Origin of the sequence: Microbacterium sp. Marseille-Q6965, from assembly GCF_946151065.1 — a bacterium.
Classification (GTDB): domain Bacteria; phylum Actinomycetota; class Actinomycetes; order Actinomycetales; family Microbacteriaceae; genus Microbacterium.
Window position 1 is genome coordinate 214,224 of record NZ_CAMGZA010000001.1, and the last position, 23,393, is coordinate 237,616.

General features: G+C 71.2%; 16 protein-coding genes and 1 tRNA gene. 2 read left to right on the top strand and 15 right to left on the bottom strand.

Translation table 11 applies throughout. The annotated features are described in order from the left end of the window. Nucleotides 1–33 precede the first annotated feature (33 nt). From N8N77_RS01090 to polA, 5 genes are all read right to left on the bottom strand, one after another. Nucleotides 34–2,592 (bottom strand): LuxR C-terminal-related transcriptional regulator, encoded by a 2,559-nt coding sequence (locus N8N77_RS01090; protein ID WP_261163976.1) that lies wholly within the window; start codon nt 2,590–2,592, stop codon nt 34–36. A 69-nt stretch (nt 2,593–2,661) separates the two neighbouring features. Next, on the bottom strand, nt 2,662–3,432 hold the full coding sequence (locus tag N8N77_RS01095; RefSeq protein WP_261163977.1) for an SGNH/GDSL hydrolase family protein: 771 nt from the start codon (nt 3,430–3,432) through the stop codon (nt 2,662–2,664). A 9-nt stretch (nt 3,433–3,441) separates the two neighbouring features. Beyond that, entirely contained in the window at nt 3,442–4,785 is a 1,344-nt protein-coding gene (locus N8N77_RS01100; protein ID WP_261163978.1) for an MFS transporter, read from the bottom strand. 95 nt (nt 4,786–4,880) lie between these two features. Beyond that, a complete protein-coding gene (locus tag N8N77_RS01105) occupies nt 4,881–6,551 on the bottom strand; it encodes a DUF885 domain-containing protein (protein ID WP_261163979.1) in 1,671 nt (556 codons plus the stop codon). Nucleotides 6,552–6,605: 54 nt separating this feature from the next. Then, complete coding sequence (gene polA, locus N8N77_RS01110; RefSeq protein WP_261163980.1) at nt 6,606–9,236, bottom strand: DNA polymerase I; 2,631 nt, start codon at nt 9,234–9,236, stop codon at nt 6,606–6,608. Between the two features lie 47 nt (nt 9,237–9,283). Here polA and N8N77_RS01115 point away from each other — a divergent pair, with 47 nt between their 5' ends. Beyond that, nucleotides 9,284–9,697 carry a hotdog fold thioesterase gene (locus N8N77_RS01115; protein WP_261163981.1) on the top strand — a complete coding sequence of 138 codons (414 nt, stop codon included), beginning with the start codon at nt 9,284–9,286 and terminating at the stop codon, nt 9,695–9,697. Between the two features lie 50 nt (nt 9,698–9,747). Here the strand turns inward: N8N77_RS01115 and N8N77_RS01120 are convergent, their stop codons facing one another. The 6 genes from N8N77_RS01120 to lgt all read right to left on the bottom strand — a co-directional run bounded on the left by N8N77_RS01120 (nt 9,748) and on the right by lgt (nt 19,510). After that, nucleotides 9,748–10,359 (bottom strand): ANTAR domain-containing response regulator, encoded by a 612-nt coding sequence (locus N8N77_RS01120; RefSeq protein WP_261163982.1) that lies wholly within the window; start codon nt 10,357–10,359, stop codon nt 9,748–9,750. A gap of 281 nt (nt 10,360–10,640) precedes the next feature. Continuing rightward, nucleotides 10,641–10,723: transfer RNA gene (locus tag N8N77_RS01125), tRNA-Leu, on the bottom strand. Between the two features lie 63 nt (nt 10,724–10,786). After that, nucleotides 10,787–12,235, bottom strand: coding sequence for a pyruvate kinase (pyk, locus tag N8N77_RS01130; RefSeq protein WP_261163983.1), 1,449 nt, complete (start codon nt 12,233–12,235; stop codon nt 10,787–10,789). Between the two features lie 92 nt (nt 12,236–12,327). Next, nucleotides 12,328–13,785 (bottom strand): glutamate synthase subunit beta, encoded by a 1,458-nt coding sequence (locus N8N77_RS01135; RefSeq protein WP_261163984.1) that lies wholly within the window; start codon nt 13,783–13,785, stop codon nt 12,328–12,330. Then, on the bottom strand, nt 13,778–18,358 hold the full coding sequence (gltB, locus tag N8N77_RS01140) for a glutamate synthase large subunit (protein WP_261163985.1): 4,581 nt from the start codon (nt 18,356–18,358) through the stop codon (nt 13,778–13,780). Before gltB ends, N8N77_RS01135 begins: the two co-directional genes overlap by 8 nt. A gap of 129 nt (nt 18,359–18,487) precedes the next feature. Further along, entirely contained in the window at nt 18,488–19,510 is a 1,023-nt protein-coding gene (gene lgt, locus N8N77_RS01145; RefSeq protein WP_261163986.1) for a prolipoprotein diacylglyceryl transferase, read from the bottom strand. Between the two features lie 110 nt (nt 19,511–19,620). On the opposite strand from lgt, the gene N8N77_RS01150 reads away from it, so the two are divergent. After that, nucleotides 19,621–20,313 carry an SGNH/GDSL hydrolase family protein gene (locus tag N8N77_RS01150; RefSeq protein WP_261163987.1) on the top strand — a complete coding sequence of 231 codons (693 nt, stop codon included), beginning with the start codon at nt 19,621–19,623 and terminating at the stop codon, nt 20,311–20,313. Between the two features lie 7 nt (nt 20,314–20,320). Here the strand turns inward: N8N77_RS01150 and trpA are convergent, their stop codons facing one another. The 4 genes from trpA to N8N77_RS01170 are packed head-to-tail and all read right to left on the bottom strand — an operon-like array spanning nt 20,321 to nt 23,323. Then, nucleotides 20,321–21,112 carry a tryptophan synthase subunit alpha gene (gene trpA, locus N8N77_RS01155; RefSeq protein WP_261163988.1) on the bottom strand — a complete coding sequence of 264 codons (792 nt, stop codon included), beginning with the start codon at nt 21,110–21,112 and terminating at the stop codon, nt 20,321–20,323. Beyond that, a complete protein-coding gene (gene trpB, locus N8N77_RS01160) occupies nt 21,109–22,317 on the bottom strand; it encodes a tryptophan synthase subunit beta (RefSeq protein WP_261163990.1) in 1,209 nt (402 codons plus the stop codon). The genes trpA and trpB overlap by 4 nt, the downstream gene beginning before the upstream one ends. Further along, a complete protein-coding gene (gene trpC, locus N8N77_RS01165; protein ID WP_261163992.1) occupies nt 22,314–23,093 on the bottom strand; it encodes an indole-3-glycerol phosphate synthase TrpC in 780 nt (259 codons plus the stop codon). The genes trpB and trpC overlap by 4 nt, the downstream gene beginning before the upstream one ends. Beyond that, nucleotides 23,093–23,323 carry a DUF6704 family protein gene (locus N8N77_RS01170; RefSeq protein WP_261163994.1) on the bottom strand — a complete coding sequence of 77 codons (231 nt, stop codon included), beginning with the start codon at nt 23,321–23,323 and terminating at the stop codon, nt 23,093–23,095. Before N8N77_RS01170 ends, trpC begins: the two co-directional genes overlap by 1 nt. Between the last annotated feature and the right edge of the window lie 70 nt (nt 23,324–23,393).

Below are 23,393 nucleotides of genomic sequence, written 5' to 3' on the forward strand. Positions count from 1 at the left end.
CAACGCCATGGATCGTGGCGCATTCCCGGCGGCTCACTGCGCGCCCCGCAACGCCTCGCCGAGCGCAGCGCGAGACGCGACGTCGAGCTTCTGGAAGGCGCGGTGAAGGTGGTTCTCCACGGTGCGCACGCTGAGCATGAGGGTCGAGGCCACCTCCTGGTTCGACATGCCCTGCGCCGCGAGCTCCGCCACCTCCCGCTCGCGAGCGGTCAGCGCCGATCGGGGAGGGACCGGATCGACGACGCGGGGGAAATCGCCGCCGAGCTTCGTCGCCAGCCGGCGTGCCTGTCGCAGGACGTCGGCGGCGCGATCGGGATCCGAGGCGGCGAGACGGCGTGAGGCCGCCGCGAGCAGGACGAGGCCCGGGCCGCGCAGACCGGCCTTGAGGAGATCCTCGCCGGCGCGCGCGACCGCCGCACCATCGGTGGAGGAGAGCGCCTCCGCATAGCGGCCGATGAGCGTGAGCAGCCGGCTGTCCGTCTCCTGCGACGCCCGCACGACCTCCGACGCCCGCGCCGCGTCCGGATGGACCTCCACGGCCCACATCCCCGCGACGACGGCGGCCGCGACGTACCGACGCTCGCGCAGCTCCTCGAACTGCGCCCACAGCTCGTCGGCCACCGATTCGGCGGCCTCCCCCTCGGCAAGGCGCGCGTGCGCCCCTGCCTGCGCCGTCGCCATCGCGGGGAAGGGGCCGGCGTGCCGGCCCAGTGCCTGCGCGTGCTCCCAAAGGGAGCGCGCCGCTCGCGAGCGTCCTGCCCTCGCCGCCACCCGGGCGGCGAGCACGAGCGCACCCAACCGGTACGGGGTGTGGATGAGCGCGACCGCGTCGACCGACAGCAACGAGCCGAGGTTCTCCCGCAGGGCGCGCTCGTCGCCGCGGAGATGGTGCACGAGGGCCAGCACGTAGCCGTGCGGCACGAGCAACTCGGGATCGCGGCTCGACCGGCCCTCCTGGTACCCGCGGGTGGCGTGCGCCTCGGCCGCATCGATATCTCCGGCGAGCAGCAGCGCCAGGCCGCGGCCGATCCGCGCGCTCGCCGCGAGCGCGGGGTCACCGACGGCGTCGAACTGCGCGAGGGCCTCGCGACCTCGTCCCCGGGCCAGCAGCTCCTCGCCCCGCACGAGTCGCAGCGGCTCGACCGCGGAGGAATCCCGGTCCTGTGGCTCCGCGTCATCGGGCACGCGATCGCAGAAAAGACGCACGTGGCGCGCCGCCGCGGCCCGCACGCCGTGCCACGGCTCGCTCTCTTCACTCGCCAAGTGCGCGAGGGCGCCCTCCGGGTCGTCCTTCCCGAAGGCGATGCTGAGGCCCCGCCACGCGGCCAACAGCGCCCGATCGCGCGAGGCGCCCGGGGCCTGCGCAGCGAGAAGCTCGTCGAGCTGCGCCAGGTCGGCGCCCCGGTACGACAGCGCGCGAGCATAGGCGAGGGTCGTGCGGGCGTCGGGCCGCTGCTCCCATTCGGCGCGACGAACGAGCACCTGCGCGGCGTGGCGCTCCGCGACCATCCGGTTGAGCTCCGCGTCTGCGTGGCGAGGATCACCCGCGACGGGATCGAAGTCGGCGACGGTGGGCGCCGGAGCGGTCGTCGGCAGCGGCCATGATGAGCCGCCCGACGCTGCCCCGAGCGCCGCCCCGATCTCGCCGACCACACGAAGTCGCCGGGCGCCGACGTGCTCGCGGTTCAGATGATCGGCCACGAGCGGCGGTGACACCATGACCGAGACCGAGCCGGGAGCCGAATCGAACGCGAGCAACCCGCGTTCGTCGAGTTCCTCGAGCGCCGGCCAGCCGGTCAGCCGCTGCGCGACCGAGACCTCGACCGGGCCCACCAGCGACAGCTGCGTGAGCGCCTCGCGCGCCTCGAGCGACAGCCCCTGGAGGAACGACTCCACGGTGCGCGCGAGGTGCGGGGTCCACAGGTCGGGCCCCGCGGTCCACATGCCACCGACCTGGCGCAGCACGCCGGCACGACGGGCGTTGTCGGCGATCGCCTGCACGAGCGCCGGCAGGCCGGCGGCGCGACCGTGGATCAGCGCGATCGTGGCGCGGTCGACGGGCCCGTGGCAGATCGTCTCCACCAGCTGAGCGGACTCGTCGTATGCCAGCGGCGGCAGGCTGAGCCGCACGCCGGGCCGGACGAGCGCCGCCAGCGAGAGGTCGGGGGCGCGCCGGGCGGTCGAGGCCGACGACAGCAGCGGGGTGTGCACCTGGTTGATGGCGCTGGAGATCGCGCCGATCGACGCGGCGTCGAGATCGTCGGCGTCGTCGACCACGACGACGGTGCGCCGCGGCTCGATGGACCGCAGCAGCGCGTCCGTGGCCGCCGCGACCGCGCTGCGTGTGTGGGTGGGGTTCGCCGGCACGAGCCCGGCGATCGCGAGTGCCTCGAGCGGCCGATCGCGCAGTGCGGGATTGCCGCGCAGCTCCAGCGTCTTCCACCCCGCCGCGTTCAGCTGCGTCGTCACCCGCCCCAACAGCGTCGATCGTCCCGATCCGGGCAGCCCACGCAGGCTCACGCTCGTACCGTCGCGCAGGTAACCGAGGGCGGATTCGACGATGTCGTCGTGCACGGTCGGAGTCAGGCTCACACGACCGAGACTACGTCAGCGCTACTCAGGCCGACAGAGCCCCGCCACTTAGCGGCGCGGCCGTCGCGCTCACTCGCCCGTGGTCGTGCCCGTCGGTTCGATGTCGATCCAGTCCGGGTACTTGGGGGTGCGCCCGTCGCCGGAAGACGTCCGTGTCACGCGTCGGCGCAGCCACGGCAGCACGTGCTCCCGGTAGTACTCGCTCGCGCGCAGGTGCGGCGCGGCCTCGCCGGGCAGATCCCACCACGTCGGCTCGGCGGGCACCCCGAGCGCCTCGAGCACCCGCGCGGCGACCCGGTGGTGCCCGCGCGTGTTCATGTGCAGGCGGTCGGGCGACCAGAACCGCGGCGCCGTGAGCTCGCGGTCTGGCCAGTTCAGGGCGCGCACGACGTCATCCCGCCCCTGGAAGCGCTGGATCACCGCGTCGGACAGCTCGTCGCCGCGGCGCTGGATGAGCCTGCCGAGCGGTAGGCCGGCGGAAGGGTTGGCGCCGGAGAGCAGGACGAGCGCGACGCCCTCCTCGTCGCAACGACGGAGAACGTGCGTGAAGGCGTCCGCGATGTGGGCGATCGTCGTGCGCGGGCGAAGCATGTCATTGCCCCCGCCGTTGAAGGACAGGTGCGTCGGCCGCAGCGCGAGGGCAGGCTCCAGCTGCTCCGCGACGACCGGCCAGGCGAGCCGGCCGCGGATCGCGAGGTTCGCGTACTGCACGGTCTGGCCGGTGCCGTTGGCCCAGCCCTGTGCCACGAGGTCGGCCCAGCCGCGTGGGCGGCCGTCCTCCAGCTCGTCTCCCACGCCCTCCGTGAACGAGTCGCCGATCGCGACGTACCGCACCGCCATGGGCCCAGCCTATGCGGCGACCGCCTCCGGCTCGGTCTCCAACGCCTGGCCGGTGCGGTCGATCAGCGGGATCACCGCGAGGGCCGCCAGCACGAAGAAGGCGGCGAAGACCGCGAACAGCAGGCCCACGCTCCCCCACTCGAGCGCCCAGGGAACGAACAGCGGTGCGAGGATCGACGCGATCCGTCCGACGCCCGCCGCCGCGCCCGTGCCGGTGCCACGGATCGCGGTCGGATAGATCTCCGGCCCCACGGCATACAGGGCTCCCCAGGCACCCAGGTTGAAGAACGACAGTGCCATCCCTGCGGCGATGATCTGCCACTCGGCCGTCGACAGGCCGAAGCACAGGGCGGCGGCCGCGGATCCGAGCAGGAAGGTCGCGAGGGTGACCCGTCGGCCCCACACCTCGATGAGCCACGCCGCCACGGCGTACCCGGGCAGCTGGGCCAGCGTGATCACGAGCGTGAATCCGAACGACTTGACCAGGTCGAAGCCCTGCTCGAAGAGGATCGAGGGGATCCAGATGAAGGCGCCGTAGTAGGAGAAGTTGACGCAGAACCACACCGCCCACAGCGCAGCGGTGCGGGGCCGCAGGGGCGCCGCCCAGAGGTCGGCGATTCCGACGCGGCGTGCCACCGGGGCCGAAGCGTCGACGGCCGCCGGCGGACGTGGAGCCGATCCACGCACCGCCGGCGAGGCCTCGAAGTGGCGGACGATGCGCTCCGACTCGGCGTTCCGGCCGCGGGCCTCCAGGAAGCGGGGGGACTCCGGCAGGCCCCACCGCACGACGAGGGCGTATACGGCCGGCACCGCCCCGAGGGCGAACGCCCACCGCCAGCCTTCGTCGAGCGGGACGACGAGGTAGCCGATGACGGCCGCGGCGGTCCAGCCCAGTGCCCAGAACGCCTCCAGGATCACGACCATCCGGCCGCGGATGCGCGCCGGCGCCAGCTCGCTCACGTACGTGGACGCCACCGGAAGTTCCGCTCCGAGCCCGAGCCCGACGAGGAAGCGCAGCACGATCAGCGCCGCCACACCGCCCGCCAGCGCGCTGGCGCCGGTGGCGATCCCGTACACGAGCAGCGTCAGTGCGAACACCTGCCTGCGCCCGAGGCGGTCGGCCAGCAGCCCGCCCACGCTCGCGCCGATTGCCATTCCCAGGAAGCCGATCGACGTGATCCAGCCCGTTTCCGCGCGGGTGAGATCCCACTCCACCGACAGCGCGGCGATGATGAACGAGATCAGCCCGACATCCATGGCGTCGAGCGCCCAGCCGGCACCCGATCCGGCGAGGACGCGCGCGTGAGCGCGCGTGAGCGGCAGGGCGTCGAGACGCGACGAGGGTGAGGTCATGTCGCCATACTAATGGTCAGAGCGACCCTAACTGCACCGCCCGCGTGCCCCCGGCCACCCGAGAGCTTCCGGTGCCCTCAAGGGAACAGTCGACCTCAGCCGACGAGGGCCATGCGGAGCGTGTCGAGCCCGACCCCGCCCAGGTCGAGCGCCCGCTTGTGGAACTCCTTCATCGAGAAGTCCGCGCCGCGCTTGGCCGCGTACGCGTCGCGCACCTGCTCCCAGATGCGCTGCCCGACCTTGTACGAGGGCGCCTGCCCGGGCCACCCGAGGTATCGGTTCACCTCGAATCGCACGAAGCCGTCGTCCATGTTGACGTTGCGGCGCATGAAGTCGAGGGCGTAGCCGGCGTCCCACGTGCCCTGCCCGTCCGGCCTCTGCTTGCCGAGGTGCACGCCGATGTCGAGGACGACCCGAGCCGCACGCATCCGCTGACCGTCGAGCATGCCCAGACGATCGGCGGGGTCTTCGAGATACCCGAGCTGTTCCATCAGTCGCTCGGCGTAGAGCGCCCATCCCTCGGCATGGCCCGAGGGGCCCGACAGCAGTCGCCGCCACGAGTTGAGCTCGGCGCGGTTGTACACCGCCTGTCCGATCTGCAGGTGATGGCCGGGAACGCCCTCGTGATACACGGTCGTGAGCTCGCGCCAGGTGTCGAACTCGGTGACCCCCTCGGGCACGGACCACCACATGCGCCCGGGCCGCGAGAAGTCATCGGTCGGGCCGGTGTAGTAGATCCCGCCCTCCTGAGTGGGCGCGATCATGCATTCGAGCTCGCGGACGGGCTCGGGGATGTCGAAGTGCGTGCGTCCCAGTTCGGCCACCGCGGCGTCGCTCGTGCGCTGCATCCACTCCTGCAGCGCCGCGGTGCCGTGCAGTTTGCGGGTCTCGTCCTGCTCGAGGAACGCGATCGCCTCCTCGACGCTCGCGCCGGGCTTGATCCGGTCGGCGATGCGCTCCTGCTCCTCGGTCATGCGGGCGAGCTCCTCGACGCCCCACTCGTAGGTCTCATCGAGGTCGATGACGGCGCCCAGGAAGCTGCGCGAGTGCAGCGCGTAGAGCTCGCGTCCCACCCCGTCGGTCTCGCCCGCGACCGGCGCCAGCTCGTCCCGCAGGAACGCCCGCAGGTCGGCATAGGCCTCCCGGGCGGCGCGCTGGCCCCTGTCGAGTTCGGTGCGCACCGCCTCGGGAAGCGCGCCCTCCTTCGCCGCCGCGCCGGAGGCGAGGGTCGCGAAGAAGCCGTCCTCGGCCGTGTACCGCTCGATCTGCCCGGCGACCTCGCGCACCTGGCGTGCGGCCGGCACGACGCCCTCCGCGATGCCGCGGCGCAGCGTCTCGGTGTAGCCCGCCAGCGCGTCCGGCACCGCCTGGAGGCGCCGGGCGATCGTCACCCAATCATCGGCGGTGTCGGTGGGCATGAGGTCGAAGACGTTGCGCACCTGCTGCGAGGGGCTTTCGATCACGTTCAGGTCGCGCAGCGGCCAGCGCGCCTCCTGCAGCTGCAGCTCGAGCTGCAGCTCCTCGCCCAGGTCGCGCTGCGTGACGCGATCGACGTCGTCGACGGGGGCCGCGGAACGCAGCTGCGCGAGAGTCGACCGCGCCGCCTCGGCCCACGCCTCCAGACCCTCGGGGCTGTAGTCGCTGAACCGATCCTGGCCCTCGTCGCGGCCGATATAGGTGCCGAGCTCCGGGCTCAGGCGCGCGGAGGTGTCGACCCAGGCGTCCGCGATGCGGTCGATCTCGGTGGGAGTGCGTTCCTCGGTCATGTCATCCAATCGTCAGCGGGCTGCGGTGCCCGTCCCGGCCGGCGCGGGCCGGCGTCAGTGTGCTGCTTCGTTCCAATCGGAGCCGCGGCCGACCTGCACGTCCAGGGGCACCGACAGTTCCGCCGCGCCGCCCATGCGTCGACGTACGATCCCCTCCACGGCGTCCCACTCCCCCGGCGCCACCTCCACCACGAGCTCGTCGTGGATCTGCAGCAGCACGCGCGAGCCCATGCCTCGCAGGTCGTCGTGGATGCGGAACAAAGCGATCTTCATGATGTCGGCGGCACTGCCCTGGATGGGAGCGTTCAGCGCGGCGCGCTCCGCGTTCTCGCGCAGCACGCGGTTGGGGCTCTTCAGGTCGGGGAACGGACGGCGCCGACCGAAGATGGTCTCCGTGTAGCCGACCTCCCGAGCCGCCTCCACGGACGCGCGCAGGTAGTCACGCACGGCGCCGAAGCGCGCAAAGTACTCGAGCATCAGCTGCCGGGCCTCGGACTGGTCGATGCGCAACTGCTTGGACAGCCCGAACGCCGACAGGCCGTAGACCAGGCCATACGACATGGCCTTCACCTTGGTGCGCATCTCGGCCGTGACGTCGGCGGGGTCGACGCCGAACACGCGCGCACCGACGAATCGGTGCAGGTCCTCGCCCGAGTTGAACGCCTCGATCAGCCCGGGGTCACCGGACAGGTGCGCCATGATGCGCATCTCGATCTGCGAGTAGTCGGCCGTGAGCAGCGTCTCGTAGCCGGCGCCCACCTCGAACGCGGCGCGGATGCGCTTCGACTCCTCGGTGCGCACCGGGATGTTCTGCAAGTTCGGATCGGTGCTCGAGAGCCGGCCGGTCTGACTGCCCGTCTGCACGTATGTGGTGTGCACCCGGCCGGTCTCGTCGATGGCCGCGTCGAGGCCGTCGATGATCTGCTTCAGCTTCGTCGCCTCGCGGTGCTGCAGCAGCACCCCCACGAACGGGTGCGGCGCCTTCTCCTGCAGGTCGGCGAGGGCGCCGGCGTCGGTGGTGTAGCCGGTCTTCGTCTTGCGCGTCTTCGGCAGCTGCAGCTCCTCGAACAGCACCTCCTGCAACTGCTTGGGTGAGCCGAGATTCACCTCGTGGCCGATGGCGTCGTATGCCTGCTGCGCAAGCGCCTCGGCGCGCGCGCCGAGCTCCCGCGAGAAATCCGACAGCTTCGCGTGCGAGACCGCCACGCCCGCCAGCTCCATGTCGGCCAACGTCATGGCCGTGGGCAGCTCGATGTCGATGAGGACGCGAAGCAACTGCTCCGGCATGTCGTCGCGCAGCGCCTGCGTGACGCGGAGCACGTACCACGACAACTGCCCGGGCGTGGCGCCCTCCGTCTCGGGCACGAGCTGCGACGGATCGGCCTCGGGCAGCTTCTCGCCCAGCAGCCGCTCCACGAGATGCGCCAGGGTCTTGTCGGGGAAGGACGGACGCAGCAGCCAACCCGCCAGCAGCGGATCGAACGTGAGGCCACGCAGCGTCAGGCCCGCACGGCCCAGAGCCTTCATCTGCGGCTTCGCGTCGGAGAGCACCTTGGGCGCGTCCGACGCCAGCCACTCGCGTACCGCCCCGGCGACATCGTCCGACCACGTGGCCTCGACCACCTCGTCGCCCACGGCCAGCCCGAGGCGATCGGGCAGGCCGGCGAGCGTCGTGACGGTGACGGCCACCTCGGCCGGCGACGCCGCCTCGATCCACGCGGCGAGCTCGGGCGCGGCGAGCTCCCGCGCCTGCGGCGCGGCCGCGATGACCGCCGCGGGCTCCGGCTCGTCGGCGACGCCCGCCGCCTCGAACACGCGTGGCAGGAGCGCGCGGAACTCGAGGCGCGCGAAGATGTCGCGCACCGCCTGGCCGTCGAGAGGCTGGCGGGCGAGGTCTTCGATGCCGAGCGGCAGCTCGACATCGCGCAGCAGGCGGTTGAGCCGGCGGTTGCGGCGCACGTCGTCGAGATGCTCGCGCAGATTGCCGCCCACGACGCCCTTGATGGTGTCCGCGCCCTCCAGCAGCGCGTCCAGCGACCCGAACTGCGTCAGCCACTTGACCGCGGTCTTCTCGCCGACCTTCGGCACGCCGGGAAGATTGTCGCTCGTCTCCCCGACGAGGGCCGCGATGTCGGGGTACATCTCGGGCTCGACGCCGTACTTGTCGCGCACCGCCTGCGGGTCGTAACGCTTGAGCTGCGACACCCCCTGCACCGAGGGATACAGCAGCGTGATCTCGTCGTTCACAAGCTGGATCGTGTCGCGATCACCCGAGCAGACGAGCACGTTCCACCCCGCCGCGGCGCCGCGCGTCGCGAGCGTGGCGAGGATGTCGTCGGCCTCGAAGTCCGGCTTGGCCAGAACGGGCACGCCCATGGCCTGCAGGCACTCCTGAAGCAGCGGGATCTGCCCCTTGAACTCGGCGGGAGTCTCGGACCGGTTCGCCTTGTACTCGGCATACTCCCGGGTGCGGAAAGACTCCCGCGCGGTGTCGAACGCGACGGCGACGTGCGTGGGCTTCTCGGCCTTGAGCAGGTTGACGAACATCGACAGGAAGCCGTAGATCCCGTTCGTGTGCTGGCCGTCCTTCGTCGAGAAGTTCTCGACGGGAAGGGCGTAGAAGGCCCGGTATGCGAGCGAGTGGCCGTCTACCACGAGAAGGGTAGGCTTTGCGGAGTCCGTCACCCTGCAAGCCTAACGAGGGCGGCGGACATCGCAGTGTGAGGAGCGGGATGAGCGATACCGACGGTCTGGCATGGGTGAGCGAGCGGGGCCTCGGCGCCCTCGCCGACAAGATGGGCATCCGCTTCACAGAGTTCTCGCTCGAGCGCGCCGTCGGCACCATGCCGGTCGAGGACAACACGCAGCCGCGCATGCTGCTGCACGGCGGCGCCTACGTGGTGCTCGGCGAATCGCTGGGCTCGATGAGCGCGAACTACCACGCCGGGACCGGCCGCTACGCCGTGGGAATCGACATCAACGCGACGCACACGTCCTCCGCGACGAAGGGCCTCGTCACGGGCGTCTGCACGCCGCTCCACCTGGGCCGCTCCCTCACCGTCCACGAGATCGTCGTGTCCGATGAGAACGGTCGCCGCTGCTCGACGATCCGGATCACGAACATGATCCGCGAGGAGCGCGCCTAGGAGCGGTTTCGCCCCACCGCTCGCGTCCGCACGAGGCGAGGGGCGGCCGCTCAGCCCTTCTTCGGAGCGAGCTGCTCGATGATCGCCTTCGCGACGTCCTGCATCGTCAGGCGGCGGTCCATCGACGCCTTCTGGATCCAGCGGAACGCCTCCGGCTCCGACAGGCCCATCTTCTCGTTCAGCAGACCCTTGGCACGGTCGACGAGCTTGCGGGTCTCGAAGCGCTCGACCATGTCGGCCACCTCGGCCTCGAGCGTGATGATCTGCTCGTGACGGGCCAGCGCGATCTCGATCGCGGGCAGCAGGTCGTTCGGGGTGAACGGCTTGACCACGTAGGCGAGCGCGCCGGCCTCGCTCGCGCGCTCCACGAGCTCCTTCTGGCTGAACGCCGTCAGGAGCACCACGGGGGCGATGTGGTTCTTGCTGAGCTTCTCGGCGGCGCTGATGCCGTCGAGCTGCGGCATCTTGACGTCCATGATGACGAGGTCAGGGCGGAGCTCGGTCGCGAGCTGGACCGCCGTCTCGCCGTCGCCGGCCTCGCCCACCACGTCGAAGCCGTTGTCGCGGAGGATCTCCACGATGTCGAGACGGATGAGGGACTCGTCCTCGGCCACCACCACACGGCGCGGCGCCGTGGCCTGCTCGTTCTGCTCTTCGCTCACAGATACATCCTAATCGCAGGCCGTGCCCGGGCCCGGGAGCGCGCCGCGCGGCGCCCCGCTCCCAGCAACATCACAACTCGTGCTCCTCGCGCTTCGCGCTCGTCAACAGGCTCAATCGGCTCGGACAAGCGAGCAAGCTCGCTTGCCACTCGCCTCAATCGCCTGTGCCGGCGGTGGGACTCGAACCCCGCCCCGACGGCCCTCCGCACGCCGCATCCGCGGCGCACGGAGCCTCCGCCGCGGGGGCCCGGTGTGGGTTCTCGCCCACCACCGTCCCTTCGTGCCGGCGGTGGGACTCGAACCCACACGCCCGTGAGGACAGCGCATTTTGAGTGCGCCGCGTCTGCCATTCCGCCACGCCGGCCTCGTCCCAGCCTACGCGAAAGCGGGCGGACGCCCTGCGTCCGCCCGCCCTCGTCGCGCGTGCTCAGCCCGCGTTCTGGTACACCGGCGCGGCACCGTGCACCGCGTCGCCGACCTTGTGGATGCGCACGTCGTTCGTCGAGCCCGCGATCCCGGGAGGGGATCCGGAGATCACGACCACCTTGTCGCCGACCTTCGCGAGGTCGTTCGACAGCAGGTAGTCGTCCACCTGCGGGAACATCCGGTCGGTGTGGTCCACCGGCTCGACGAGCGCCGAGCGGATACCCCACGTCAGTGCCATGCGGCGGCGGATCGCCTCGTCCGTCGTGAAGGCGATCATCGGGATGCGGGAGCGCAGGCGCGCCATGCGCCGCGCCGAGTCGCCGCCCTCCGTGAAGATGCACAGGAACTTCGCCTCCACGAAGTCCGCCACCTCGACGGCGGCCATCGTCACGATGCCGCCCTGCGTGCGCGGGCGCGCCGTGATCGGGTGGATGCGCTCCAGACCGTGCTCCTCCGTCGACTCCACGATGCGGGCCATCGTCTGCACGGTGACGATCGGGTACTTGCCGACGCTCGTCTCGCCCGACAGCATCACCGCGTCCGCGCCGTCGAGCACGGCGTTGGCGACGTCGCTCGTCTCGGCGCGGGTGGGCACCGGGCTCTCGATCATCGACTCGAGCATCTGCGTCGCCACGATCACGGGCTTTGCCAGGCGGCGGGCGATCTCGACGGCCCGCTTCTGCACGATGGGCACCGCCTCGAGCGGCAGCTCGACGCCGAGGTCACCGCGGGCGACCATGATCCCGTCGAAGGCCTCGATGATCTCCTCGAGGTGGTCGACGGCCTGCGGCTTCTCGATCTTGGCGATGACGGGAACGAACCGGCCCTCCTCCGCCATGATCTCGTGCACGCGCTGCACGTCGGCGGCGTCGCGGACGAACGACAGCGCGATGAGGTCGGCGCCCTTGCGCAGGCCCCAGCGCAGGTCGTCCTCGTCCTTCTCGCTCAGAGCGGGAACGCTCACGGCCACGCCGGGAAGGTTGATGCCCTTGTTGTTCGAGACGGGGCCGGCCACGATGACCTCGGTCGTCACGACCGTGCCGTCGGTCTCCAGCACCTTGACGCGCACCTTGCCGTCATCGATGAGCAGGAAGTCGCCCGGCTTGACGTCGCCCGGCAGGCCCTTGAAGGTCGTGGAGACGATCTCCTTCGTGCCGAGGATGTCCTCGGTCGTGATCTTGAAGATGTCGCCGACGGAGAGGTCGTGGGGACCCTCCGCGAACTTGCCGAGACGGATCTTCGGGCCCTGCAGGTCCACCAGGACCGCGACGGGCTTGCCGAGCTCCTCGGCCGCGGCCCGCACGTTCGCGTAGTTGTTGTCGTGGACGGAGTGGTCGCCATGGCTCAGGTTGAAGCGGGTGACATCCACACCCGCCCCGATGAGCTCTTTGACTGTCTCCTTCGTCGACGTCGCCGGCCCGAGGGTGGCGACGATCTTGGCACGTCTCAACGATTCACCTTCCGCACAAGTGTGCCCGGACCCGCCCTCCGCACGAGGGCCGCGATGCCGGGTTGCGGCCGAGACCGGCCGCCTTCGCCATGCTACAGCCCGAGAGGAGCGTCGGTGGGGTGCACCGGCGCGGGCAGCAGCGTCTCTCCCATGAGGTACGCGTCGACCTTCGCCGCGACCGAACGGCCCTCCGCGATCGCCCACACGATGAGGGACTGACCGCGCCCCGCGTCGCCCGCGACGAACACGCCGGGCACCGTCGTCTGGAAGTCGACGTCGCGCTCGACATTGCCGCGGTCCGTGAACCGCGTCGTCGTCTGCTCCTCGAGCAGATCTCGCTCGGGGCCGGTGAAGCCCATCGCGATGAGGACGAGGTCGGCCGGGATCTCGCGCTCCGTGCCGCTCTTGGGCACGCGGCGTCCGTCGACGAACTCCGTCTCCGCCACGCGCAGCGCCCGCACCTCGCCGGCCTCGTTCCCGAGGAACTCGACCGTCGTGGCGAGGAACTGCCGCTCACCGCCCTCCTCGTGGGCCGACGACACCTCGAACACCTGCGGGGTCATGGGCCACGGCTGGTGGTCGGGGCGAGCGTCTGCGGGGCGCTTGCCGATCGCGAGGTTCGTCACGCTGAGCGCGCCCTGGCGGTGCGCCGTGCCGATGCAGTCGGCGCCGGTGTCACCGCCGCCGATCACGACGACGTGCTTGCCGTGCGCCGAGATCTGGTTGGGCACCTGGTCGCCCGCGACGGCCTTGTTGGCCTCCACGAGGTACTCCATCGCGAAGTGCACGCCATCGAGGTCGCGACCCGGGATCGGCAGGTCTCGCGGCAGCGTCGAGCCCGTCGCGATCACGACGGCGTCGTACCGGCTGCGCAGCTCGTCCCATGTGATGTCCACGCCGATGGTGACACCGGCCCGGAACTTCGTGCCCTCGTCCTGCATCTGACGAAGCCGCGCCTCGAGGTGACGCTTCTCCATCTTGAAGTCGGGGATCCCGTAGCGCAGCAGACCGCCGATTCGATCGTCCCGCTCGTAGACGGCCACCGTGTGGCCGGCACGCGTGAGCTGCTGCGCCGCGGCCAGACCCGCGGGACCCGAGCCCACGACGGCGACGGTCTTGCCCGTCAGGCGCGACGGCGCCTTCGGCTCGACCCAGCCGTTCGCGAAGGCCTCGTCGATCGTCGAGACCTCGATCTGCTTGATCGTGACCGCCGGCTGGTTGATGCCGAGCACGCACGCGCTCTCGCACGGCGCGGGGCACAGCCGTCCCGTGAACTCCGGGAAGTTGTTCGTCGCGTGCAGCCGCTCGATCGCATCGCGGCCCTCGCCGCGGTACATCAGGTCGTTCCACTCGGGGATGAGGTTCCCGAGCGGGCAGCCCTGATGGCAGAACGGGATGCCACAGTCCATGCAGCGGCTCGCCTGGCGGCGGAGCACGGCCGAATCGCCCGGCTCGTACACCTCCTTCCAGTCGAGGATGCGCACGGGCACGGGGCGCCGGGCGGGCAGTTCCCGCTCGGTCACCTTCAGAAAGCCCTTGGGGTCAGCCACCGGTCACCTCCAGGATGCGGTTCCAGACGACGTCGCCGTCGGGGTCGAGCCCCTCCGCGACCGCTGCCTGGCGGGTCTCCATGACGGCGGCGTAGTCGCGCGGCAGGACGCGCACGAAGTTCGCCACCTCGTTGTCGAAATCGGACAGCAGGCGCTCCGCCAGTGCCGATCCGGTCTGCTCCGCGTGCTGCTGGAGCAGGTCGCGCAGGATCTCGGCGTCGCCGGATCCGAGCGGGCTGAGCGTGAGCTCGCCGGTGCGCAGGGCATCGGCGTTGACGAGTTCCTCGTCCAGGCGGTAGACGTACGCCGTGCCGCCCGACATGCCGGCCCCCAGGTTGCGGCCGGTCCGGCCGAGGATCACCGCCAGGCCTCCGGTCATGTACTCGAGGGCGTGATCGCCCACCCCCTCGACGACGGCGGTCGCGCCCGAGTTGCGCACGAAGAACCGCTCCCCCACGACGCCGCTGAGGAACATCGATCCGCGCGTGGCGCCGTAGCCGATGACGTTGCCGCCGATGACGTTCTCGGACGCGTCGAACGCCGCGCCACGCGGCGGGCGGATGACGATCTGACCGCCCGAGAGGCCCTTGCCGACGTAGTCGTTCGAGTCGCCCTCGAGGCGCAGCGTGACGCCGCTGGGCAGGAACGCGCCGAAGGACTGGCCGGCCGAGCCGTGCAGCGACACCGTGATGGAGCCGGCGGGCAGGCCCTGCTCGCCGTGCGCCTTGGTGACGTGATGGCCCAGCATCGTGCCGACGGCCCGGGCCGTGTTGCGCACCGGCAGGTCGATCTCCACCCGGCCGCCGTGCGCGATCACATCCTGCGCGCGCTCGATGAGCTGCACATCGAAATGCTCCTCGAGCTCGTGCGCCTGCGCCCGCACGTGGCGGCGGGGTGCCTCGTCGACGAACTGCGGCCCGTACAGGATGGGCGAGAGGTCGAGCCCGCTGGCCTTCCAGTGCTCGATCGCGCCGTTGACGTCGAGAAGGTCCGCGCGGCCGATCGCCTCGTCGAGCGAGCGGAAGCCCAGCTCGGCGAGGTACTCCCGCACCTCCTGCGCGATGAACTCCATGAAGTTCACGACGTACTCGGCCTTGCCCGTGAACCGCTCGCGCAGCACGGGGTTCTGCGTCGCCACACCCACCGGGCAGGTGTCGAGGTGGCACACGCGCATCATGATGCAGCCGCTCACGACGAGCGGCGCCGTCGCGAAGCCGAACTCCTCGGCTCCGAGCAGCGCGCCGATGACGACGTCGCGCCCGGTCTTGAGCTGGCCGTCGACCTGCACGACGACGCGATCGCGCATGTCGTTGAGCATGAGGGTCTGCTGCGTCTCGGCCAGGCCCAGCTCCCACGGCGTGCCCGCGTGCTTGAGCGAGTTGAGCGGGCTCGCGCCCGTGCCTCCGTCGTGACCCGAGACGAGGATGACGTCGCTGAGCGCCTTGGCCACGCCGGCCGCCACCGCGCCGATACCGGACTGGCTGACGAGCTTGGTGTGGATCCGTGCCCGCGGGTTGGCCCGCTTCAGGTCGAAGATCAGCTGCTTCAGGTCCTCGATCGAGTAGATGTCGTGGTGCGGAGGCGGCGAGATGAGACCGACGCCGGCCGTCGCGTGGCGCGTGCGCGCCACCCACGGGTACACCTTGCCCGGGGGCAGCTGCCCGCCCTCGCCGGGCTTGGCGCCCTGGGCGAGCTTGATCTGGATGTCGTCCGCCTCCGTGAGGTACATGCTCGTGACGCCGAAGCGGCCCGAGGCGACCTGCTTGATGGCGCTGCGCCGCTCGGGGTCGAGCAGGCGCTCCACGTCCTCGCCGCCCTCACCGGTGTTCGACTTGGCGCCCAGGCGGTTCATCGCGATGGCGAGCGTCTCGTGCGCCTCCTTCGAGATGGAGCCGTAGCTCATGGCGCCCGTCGAGAAGCGCTTGACGATGGACGAGACCGGCTCGACCTCGTCGATGGGCACCGGCGTGCGACCGCCGGTCCTGAGCTTGAACAGGCCGCGCAGCGTCTTCAGCTGTGCCGCCTGATCGTCGACGAGCCGCGTGTATTCGCGGAAGATGTCGTACCGCTTCGTGCGCGTCGAGTGCTGCAGCCGGAACACCGTCTCAGGGTTGAACAGGTGCGGCGAGCCGTCGCGGCGCCACTGGTACTCGCCGCCGGTCCACAGCCGCTCGTGCACCCGCGGCGCGCGGTCCTCGGGGTAGGCGAACGCGTGCCGCGCGGCGTTCTCGGCCGCGATCTGCTCGAGGCCGATGCCTCCCAGCTTCGACTCGGTGCCCGTGAAGTAGGTGTCGATGAGCTCCTGGGAGAGGCCCACCGCCTCGAACACCTGCGCCCCCGTGTACGAAGACACGGTCGAGATGCCCATCTTCGACATGATCTTCAGCACGCCCTTGCCGAGGGCGTAGATGAGGTTCTTGACGGCCTTCTCGGGGGTCACGCCCGTAAGGGTGCCTCGCCGGACGAGGTTCTCCACGGTCTCCATGGCGAGGTACGGGTTCACCGCCGAGGCGCCGTAGCCGAGCAGCGTCGCCACGTGGTGGACCTCGCGCACGTCGCCCGCTTCGACGACGAGCCCGACCCGCATGCGCGTGGAGTTGCGGATGAGGTGGTGGTGCACGGCCGAGACCATGAGCAGCGAGGGGATGGGTGCGAGGTCGCGATTGCTGTCGCGGTCGCTGAGCACGATGAACTCGGCGCCGTCCTCGATCGCCTTGTCGACCTCGTCGCAGATCTGCTCGAGCCGCTTGCGCAGTCCCTTGTGCCCGCCGGCCACCCGGTACAGTCCGCGGATCGTGACCGAGGTGCGCCCGGGCAGAGCCGTGTGGATGTGCTGGATCTTCGCCAGCTCGTCGTTGTCGATCACCGGGAAGTCGAGACCGACCATGCGGGTGTGATCCGGGCCCCACGAGAGCAGGTTGCCCTCGGGGCCGAGGCCCAGGCGCAGGCTCGTGACGACCTCCTCGCGGATCGAGTCGAGCGGCGGGTTCGTGACCTGGGCGAACTGCTGCGTGAAGTAGTCGAACAGCAGCCGCGGCCGCTCGCTCAGCACGGCGATCGGGGTGTCGGAACCCATCGCGCCGATCGGCTCGGCGCCGGTGCGGCCCATCGGGCTGAGGAGGATGCGAACCTCCTCCTCCGTGTATCCGAACGTGCGCAGGCGGCGGTTGATCGACGCGATCGGGTGCACGATGTGCTCCCGCTCGGGCAGGTCGGCCAGGCGCACCCCGCCCGCGTCGAGCCACTGCCGCCACGGATGCATCGTGGCCAGCTCGTGCTTGATCTCGTCGTCGCCGATGATCCGGCGCTGTGCCGTGTCGACCAGGAACATCCGGCCCGGCAGCAGCCGGCCGCGCCGGGCGATGCGCTCGGGGGCGAAGTCGAGAACGCCGGTCTCGCTGCCGACGACGACGAGGCCGTCGGTGGTGACGGTCCAGCGGCCGGGCCGGAGGCCGTTGCGGTCGAGCATGCCGCCGACGAGCGTGCCGTCGGTGAACAGCAGCGACGCGGGACCGTCCCACGGCTCCATCTGCAGTGAGTGGTACTCGTAGAACGCGCGCAGGTCCGGGTCGATGTCGGCCTGCTTCTCGTAGGCCTCGGGCACCATCATCAGCATGGCGTGCGGCAGGCTGCGTCCCGTCAGCGTCAGCAGCTCGAGCACCTCGTCGAACGACGCCGAGTCGCTCTCGGTGTCGCTCGTGATGGGCAGCAGCGGATCGATCTCGCCCAGCAGGTCGGAGGCCAGCTGCGACTGACGCGCGCGCATCCAGTTCCGGTTGCCCCCGACGGTGTTGATCTCGCCGTTGTGCGCGAGCATGCGCAGCGGCTGCGCGAGCGGCCACGACGGGAACGTGTTCGTCGAATAGCGGCTGTGCACGACGGCCAGCTGCGTGGCGAACCGCTCGTCCTGCAGGTCGGGGTAGAACGGCTCGAGCTGCAGGGTCGTGACCATGCCCTTGTAGCCGAGTGTGCGGCTGGAGAGCGACACGAAGTAGGCGCCGAGCTCGTGCTGCGCCCGCTTGCGCAGACGGTACGCGCGGCGGTCGAGCGCGATGCCCGAGAGCGCGGGGTCGTCGCCGACCGCGGGGCGCGCGAGGAACAGCTGCTCGAAGGCGGGCCGCGCGTCGTCCGCGAGCTTGCCCAGGTGTTCGGGCTCGACGGGAACCTCTCGCCAGCCGAGCACCACGAGGTTCTCGCGCTCGGCGAGGCGCTCGATGCCCCGCTTCTGTTCGGCCCTAGCCTCGTCGTCGCGGGGCAGGAACGCCATTCCCGCGGCGTACTCCCCCACCGGCGGCAGCTCGAAGCCGACCACGGCGCGCAGGAAGGCGTCCGGCATCTGCGTGAGGATGCCCGCGCCGTCGCCCGTGCCGGCGTCCGACCCGATCGCGCCGCGGTGCTCGAGGTTGCGCAGGGCGGTGAGTGCGAGGTCGACGATGTCGTGGCCCGGCTCGCCACGGAGCGTGGCCACCATCGCCAGACCGCACGCGTCCTTCTCGAACGCGGGGTTGTACATGCCCTGCTTCGGCGGCAGGACGCCACCGGGGGGCGTGGCGTTTCGCGGGGTCGATGCCATGGCTGACCGTCCTTGAGGTTGTTGCTGAGCGGGGCGGCGCTGACCCGGGATGGGAGCCGCGACGTGCGCGCGAAGCGGCCTGGCTCGGCGTCCCGTGACGCGACGGTACGGGGCGGGGAGCGGAAAGCGCTACTTCGCGGCGGCGGTGCTTGTGGCGGCGGCCTCGAGAGGGGCTTCCGTCGACGTGGGGTCGCTGATGTCGACGTAGCCTTCGTCGGATTCTACCCCGCCCTCAGGGGTGGGTTCGCGCCCGGGCACATACGGCGACGGCTCGGTGCCGGTGTGGCGGCGCTGCAGGACGAGGATCACCAGGCCGAGCACGATCGCCGCGATCGACGCCCACACGTTGGTGCGCAGGCCCAGGATGACCTCGCTGGGATCGATGCGGATCGACTCCCACACCACCCGGCCCGCGCCATACCAGATCAGGTAGACGGCGAAGAGGCGCCCCCACTGGAACGACAGCTTGCGCCCGAGCCACAGCAGCACGACGACGCCCGCGACGTTCCAGATGACCTCGTAGAGGAACGTGGGGTGGAAGAGCGTGTCCTCCGGCAGGCCGGCGGGGATCGCGGGGTTGTCGGGGTCGATCTCGAGCCCCCAGGGCAGGTCGGTCGGCCACCCGAACAGCTCCTGGTTGAACCAGTTGCCGAATCGGCCCATCGCCTGCGCGAGCAGCAGGCCGGGCGCGAGGGCGTCGGCGAAGGTCCAGAACCGGATGCCGGTCCAGCGGCACCCGAGCCACGCGCCGATCGCGCCGCCGATGAGGGCGCCGTAGATCGCGATGCCGCCCTCCCAGATCGCCCATACCGACCCCGGCCGCGTGAGGTCCCACGGATTCGCACCCTCACCGAAGTAATAGCCGGGGTGTGTGACGACGTGGAACGCCCGCGCCCCGATGATCGCCAGGGGCACGGCGAGGAGGGCGATGTCGATGACGATCCAGCGCTCCGCACCACGCCGCGTGAGCCGGTGGTTGGTCATCAGCGTCGCGACGATGATGCCCGCGATGATGCACAGGGCATAGAAGTGGATCGTGAACTGCCCGAACGTGAACGGACCGAGGGTGATCGGCCCGAACTCCCAGCTCCAGGAGCTCACCGGCGGGCTGGGGATGCTCGCGACGACGTTCGTCAGGGCAGTAGACAGCATGCCTGCGAGTCTAGTTCAGGCGGCGCGTCGCCCCGTCACGCGCGGCATCGCGTTCTTCTGCCCCGCAAACCGCTCAGGAACGCGGCAGGTGGCGCGCGCAGACTGTCACGATGCGTACCCGCCACGCCGCCCGCTTTGCGCTCGTCACCGCCGTGCTGCTGCTCGTCGGCGCCGCGGTCGCCGTGTCGTTGACGCGCGCCGCCGGCACGCCCGCCGGCTGCGATGACATCCGCGCCTACCAGGAGCGCTACGGCGAGATCGAGACGCTCGGCGGGGGCGAGCACCGCATCGCTGTGCTCGGCGACTCGTACGCCGCGGGCGACGCGCGGAGCGATCGCGGCGCGCGCTGGACGGATGCGCTCGCCCAGGCCGACCCCGCGCTGACCGTGCGCCTCGACGCGGTGCCGTTCACGGGATTCGTCAACGACGGCGCGTGCGGGCCGCAGGCGTTCACCGACCGCATCGACCGGGTCGCCGCCGTTGCGGGCGACGCGCTCGTGATCCAGGGCGGCCTCAACGACGTCGCCGCCGACCCCGACGATCTGCGCGCGTCGGTGCGCGCCGTGCTCGATGCGGCCGCATCGGTCCCCCGGATCGTCGTCGTGGGACCTATGGACGTGCCCGGACGCGACGGAGAGGCCGCGGTCGATGCCCTCCTGGCCGCGGAGGCGCACGCGCACGGGGCGACCTACGTGTCGGCGCTGGACTGGCACCTGCCCGTCGGCCGCGACGACATCCACCTCACCGCGGCCGGGCACGCCGAGTATGCGGAGAGGATCCGGGACGCCCTGAGCCGCCCGTGACGGACCGTCAGCGCGAGCGGCGGGCGCCGGCGGCCAGGTCGCGGGCGAGCGCGGACAGGCCCGCCACTCCCCCGTCACGCAGCGCGCGCACGAGCGCCGTGCCGACGATGGCGCCGTCGGCGTACTCGGCGACGCTGGCCACCTGCTCGGGGGTCGAGATGCCGATGCCCACGCAGGCGCGTGCGACGCCGCGATCGCGCAGGCGCGCAACGAGCGTGCGCGCGGCGCGATCCAGCTCGGTGCGCTCGCCCGTGATACCCATCGTCGAGACGGTGTAGACGAAGCCCCGTGAGGCGTCGCGGATCAGGTCGATCCGCGCATCGGTCGAGGTCGGCGCTGCCAGGAACACACGGTCCAGGCCGGCGCGGTCCGATGCGGCGATCCACTCCGTCGCCGCGTCGGGCGTGATGTCGGGCGTGATGAGGCCGGCACCGCCCGCGGCGGCGAGGTCATCGGCGTAGCGGTCGACGCCGTACTGCACCACGAGGTTCCAGTACGACATGACGAGCACCGGTGCGCTGACCCGCTCGGTGATGGCGCGCACGAGGCGGAACAGGTCGGGCGTGCGGAACCCCGCCGCCAGCGCGGCGTTGGTGGCCTCCTGGATGATGGGGCCGTCCATCACCGGGTCGCTGTACGGCGGGCCCAGCTCGATGACGTCCGCGCCGTTCTCGGCCAGGGCGACGGCCGCCTCGAGCGAGGTGTCGAAGTCGGGGAACCCCGCAGGCAGGTAACCGATGAACGCCGCGCGACCGTCGGCCTTGGCCGCATCGATCGCGGCCTCGACCGCCGAGCTCACGCGTCCGCTCCCTGGTCGTACAGCCCGAAGTAACGGGCCGCCGTGTCCATGTCCTTGTCCCCGCGACCGGAGAGGCACACGGCGAGCACCGCGTCGGGGCCCAGCTCGCGACCGATGCGCAGCGCGCCGGCGAGGGCGTGGGCCGACTCGATCGCCGGAATGATGCCCTCGGTCCGGCTGAGCAGGCGCAGCGCCTGCATCGCCTCGTCGTCGGTGGCGGGGATGTACGTGGCCCGGCCGATCGACGCGAGCCACGCGTGCTCCGGGCCGACGCCCGGGTAGTCCAGACCGGCGGAGATGGAGTGCGACTCGACCGTCTGGCCGTCCTCGTCCTGCAGGACGAAGGTGCGCGCCCCGTGCAGCACGCCCTCGCGACCGCGCGCGATCGAGGCGGCGTGCCGCGGGGTGTCCACGCCGTCTCCGGCGGCCTCCACGCCGTACAACGCCACCGACTCGTCGTCGATGAACGCGTCGAACATGCCGATCGCGTTGGATCCGCCACCCACGCAGGCGAGCACGGCGTCCGGCAACCGGCCGATGCGCTCGAGCAGCTGCGCGCGCGCCTCCTCCGAGATGATCTTCTGGAAGTCGCGCACCATCGCGGGGAACGGGTGCGGGCCGGCGGCCGTTCCGAAGATGTAGTTGGTCGTCTCGACGCTCGCGACCCAGTCGCGGTACGCCTCGTTGATGGCGTCCTTCAGGGTGCGCGCCCCGGTCGTGACGGGCACGACCTCGGCACCGAGCAGGCGCATGCGCGCCACGTTCAGGGCCTGGCGCTCCGTGTCGACCTCGCCCATGTAGATCGTGCAGTCCAGGCCGAACAGGGCCGCGGCGGTGGCGGTCGCCACGCCGTGCTGCCCCGCGCCGGTCTCGGCGATCACGCGCGTCTTGCCGAGGCGCCGCGTCAGCAGCGCCTGACCGAGCACGTTGTTGATCTTGTGGCTTCCGGTGTGGTTCAGGTCCTCGCGCTTGAGGAAGATGCGCGCTCCCCCCGCGTGCTCCGCGAACCGCGGCACCTCCGTGAGAGCCGAGGGGCGACCGGCGTAGTCGGTCAGCAGCCCCGCGAGCTCCGCGCGGAAGGCAGGGTCGGCGATCGCTTCGCGATGCGCGACGTCGAGCTCGTCGATCGCCGCGATGAGCGACTCGGGCATGTAACGCCCGCCGAACTCGCCGAAGAACGGCCCGGGCTGCTCGCGCAGGGTCATGACGCCTCCAGGAAGGATCGAAGGGTGGCGACCGGATCGCCGGTGACGAGCGCCTCGCCGATCAGCACGGCGTCGGCGCCCGCGGCGCGATAGTGCGCGACATCGGCCGGTTCGAGCACGGCCGATTCGGCGATCTTCACCGCGTCGGCGGGGATCTTGTCCACGAGCCGGCCGAAGAGGTCGCGGTCGAGCTCGAAGGTCGACAGGTCACGCGCGTTCACGCCGATCAGGCGCGCGCCCAGCTGCGCCGCGCGGGCGACCTCATCGGCCGTGTGCGCCTCGACGAGCGGGGTCATGCCCAGCTCGACGACGAGCGCGTAGAGTCGCTCGAGCACGGGCTGCTCGAGCGCGGCGACGATGAGCAGGACGAGATCCGCCCCCGCGGCCCTGGCCTCCCACACCTGGTAGGGGGTCGCGACGAAGTCCTTGCGCAGGACGGGCAGCGGCACGGCCGCCTTCACCGCCGTCAGGTCGTCGAGCGAGCCCTTGAACCGGCGCTGCTCCGTGAGCACGCTGATCGCCGCGGCGCCGCCGGCCGCATAAAGCGCCGCCTGATGCGCGGGATCCGGGATCGCCGCGAGATCGCCGCGAGACGGGCTCGCGCGCTTCACCTCGGCGATCACCTTGATCCGGTCGGCGGGCTCGAGGAACGCGAGGGCGTCACGCGCCGCCGGCTGGGCCAGCGCGGCGCGCTCGATCTCCGCGAGCGGGCGCACGGCCTCGCGGGCCTGGGCGTCCGCGACCGACCCGGCGGTGAGCTCCGCCAGGAGCGACATCAGTGTGCCTTGGCGGAGTGCTTCGGACCGTTCGCGCCGTAGCCGGCCTTCGAGAGGATCCATCCCGCGATGGGGCCGACCACGAAGAGCACGACCGACGCCCACACGAGCCACATCTCGCCGAGGAACAGCGCCACCGTGCCGATGGCCAGCGCCACCAGCATGATGATCACCGCCGTCCACGCGGCGGGCGAGTGTCCGTGGCCGGGGTCGGTGAGGGGGTTGCTCATCTCGTAGGTGCTCCTTCGATGCGTGGGACCGTATCGAGTCTATCGGGCCGTGGCCGCGCGACCGTTCAGG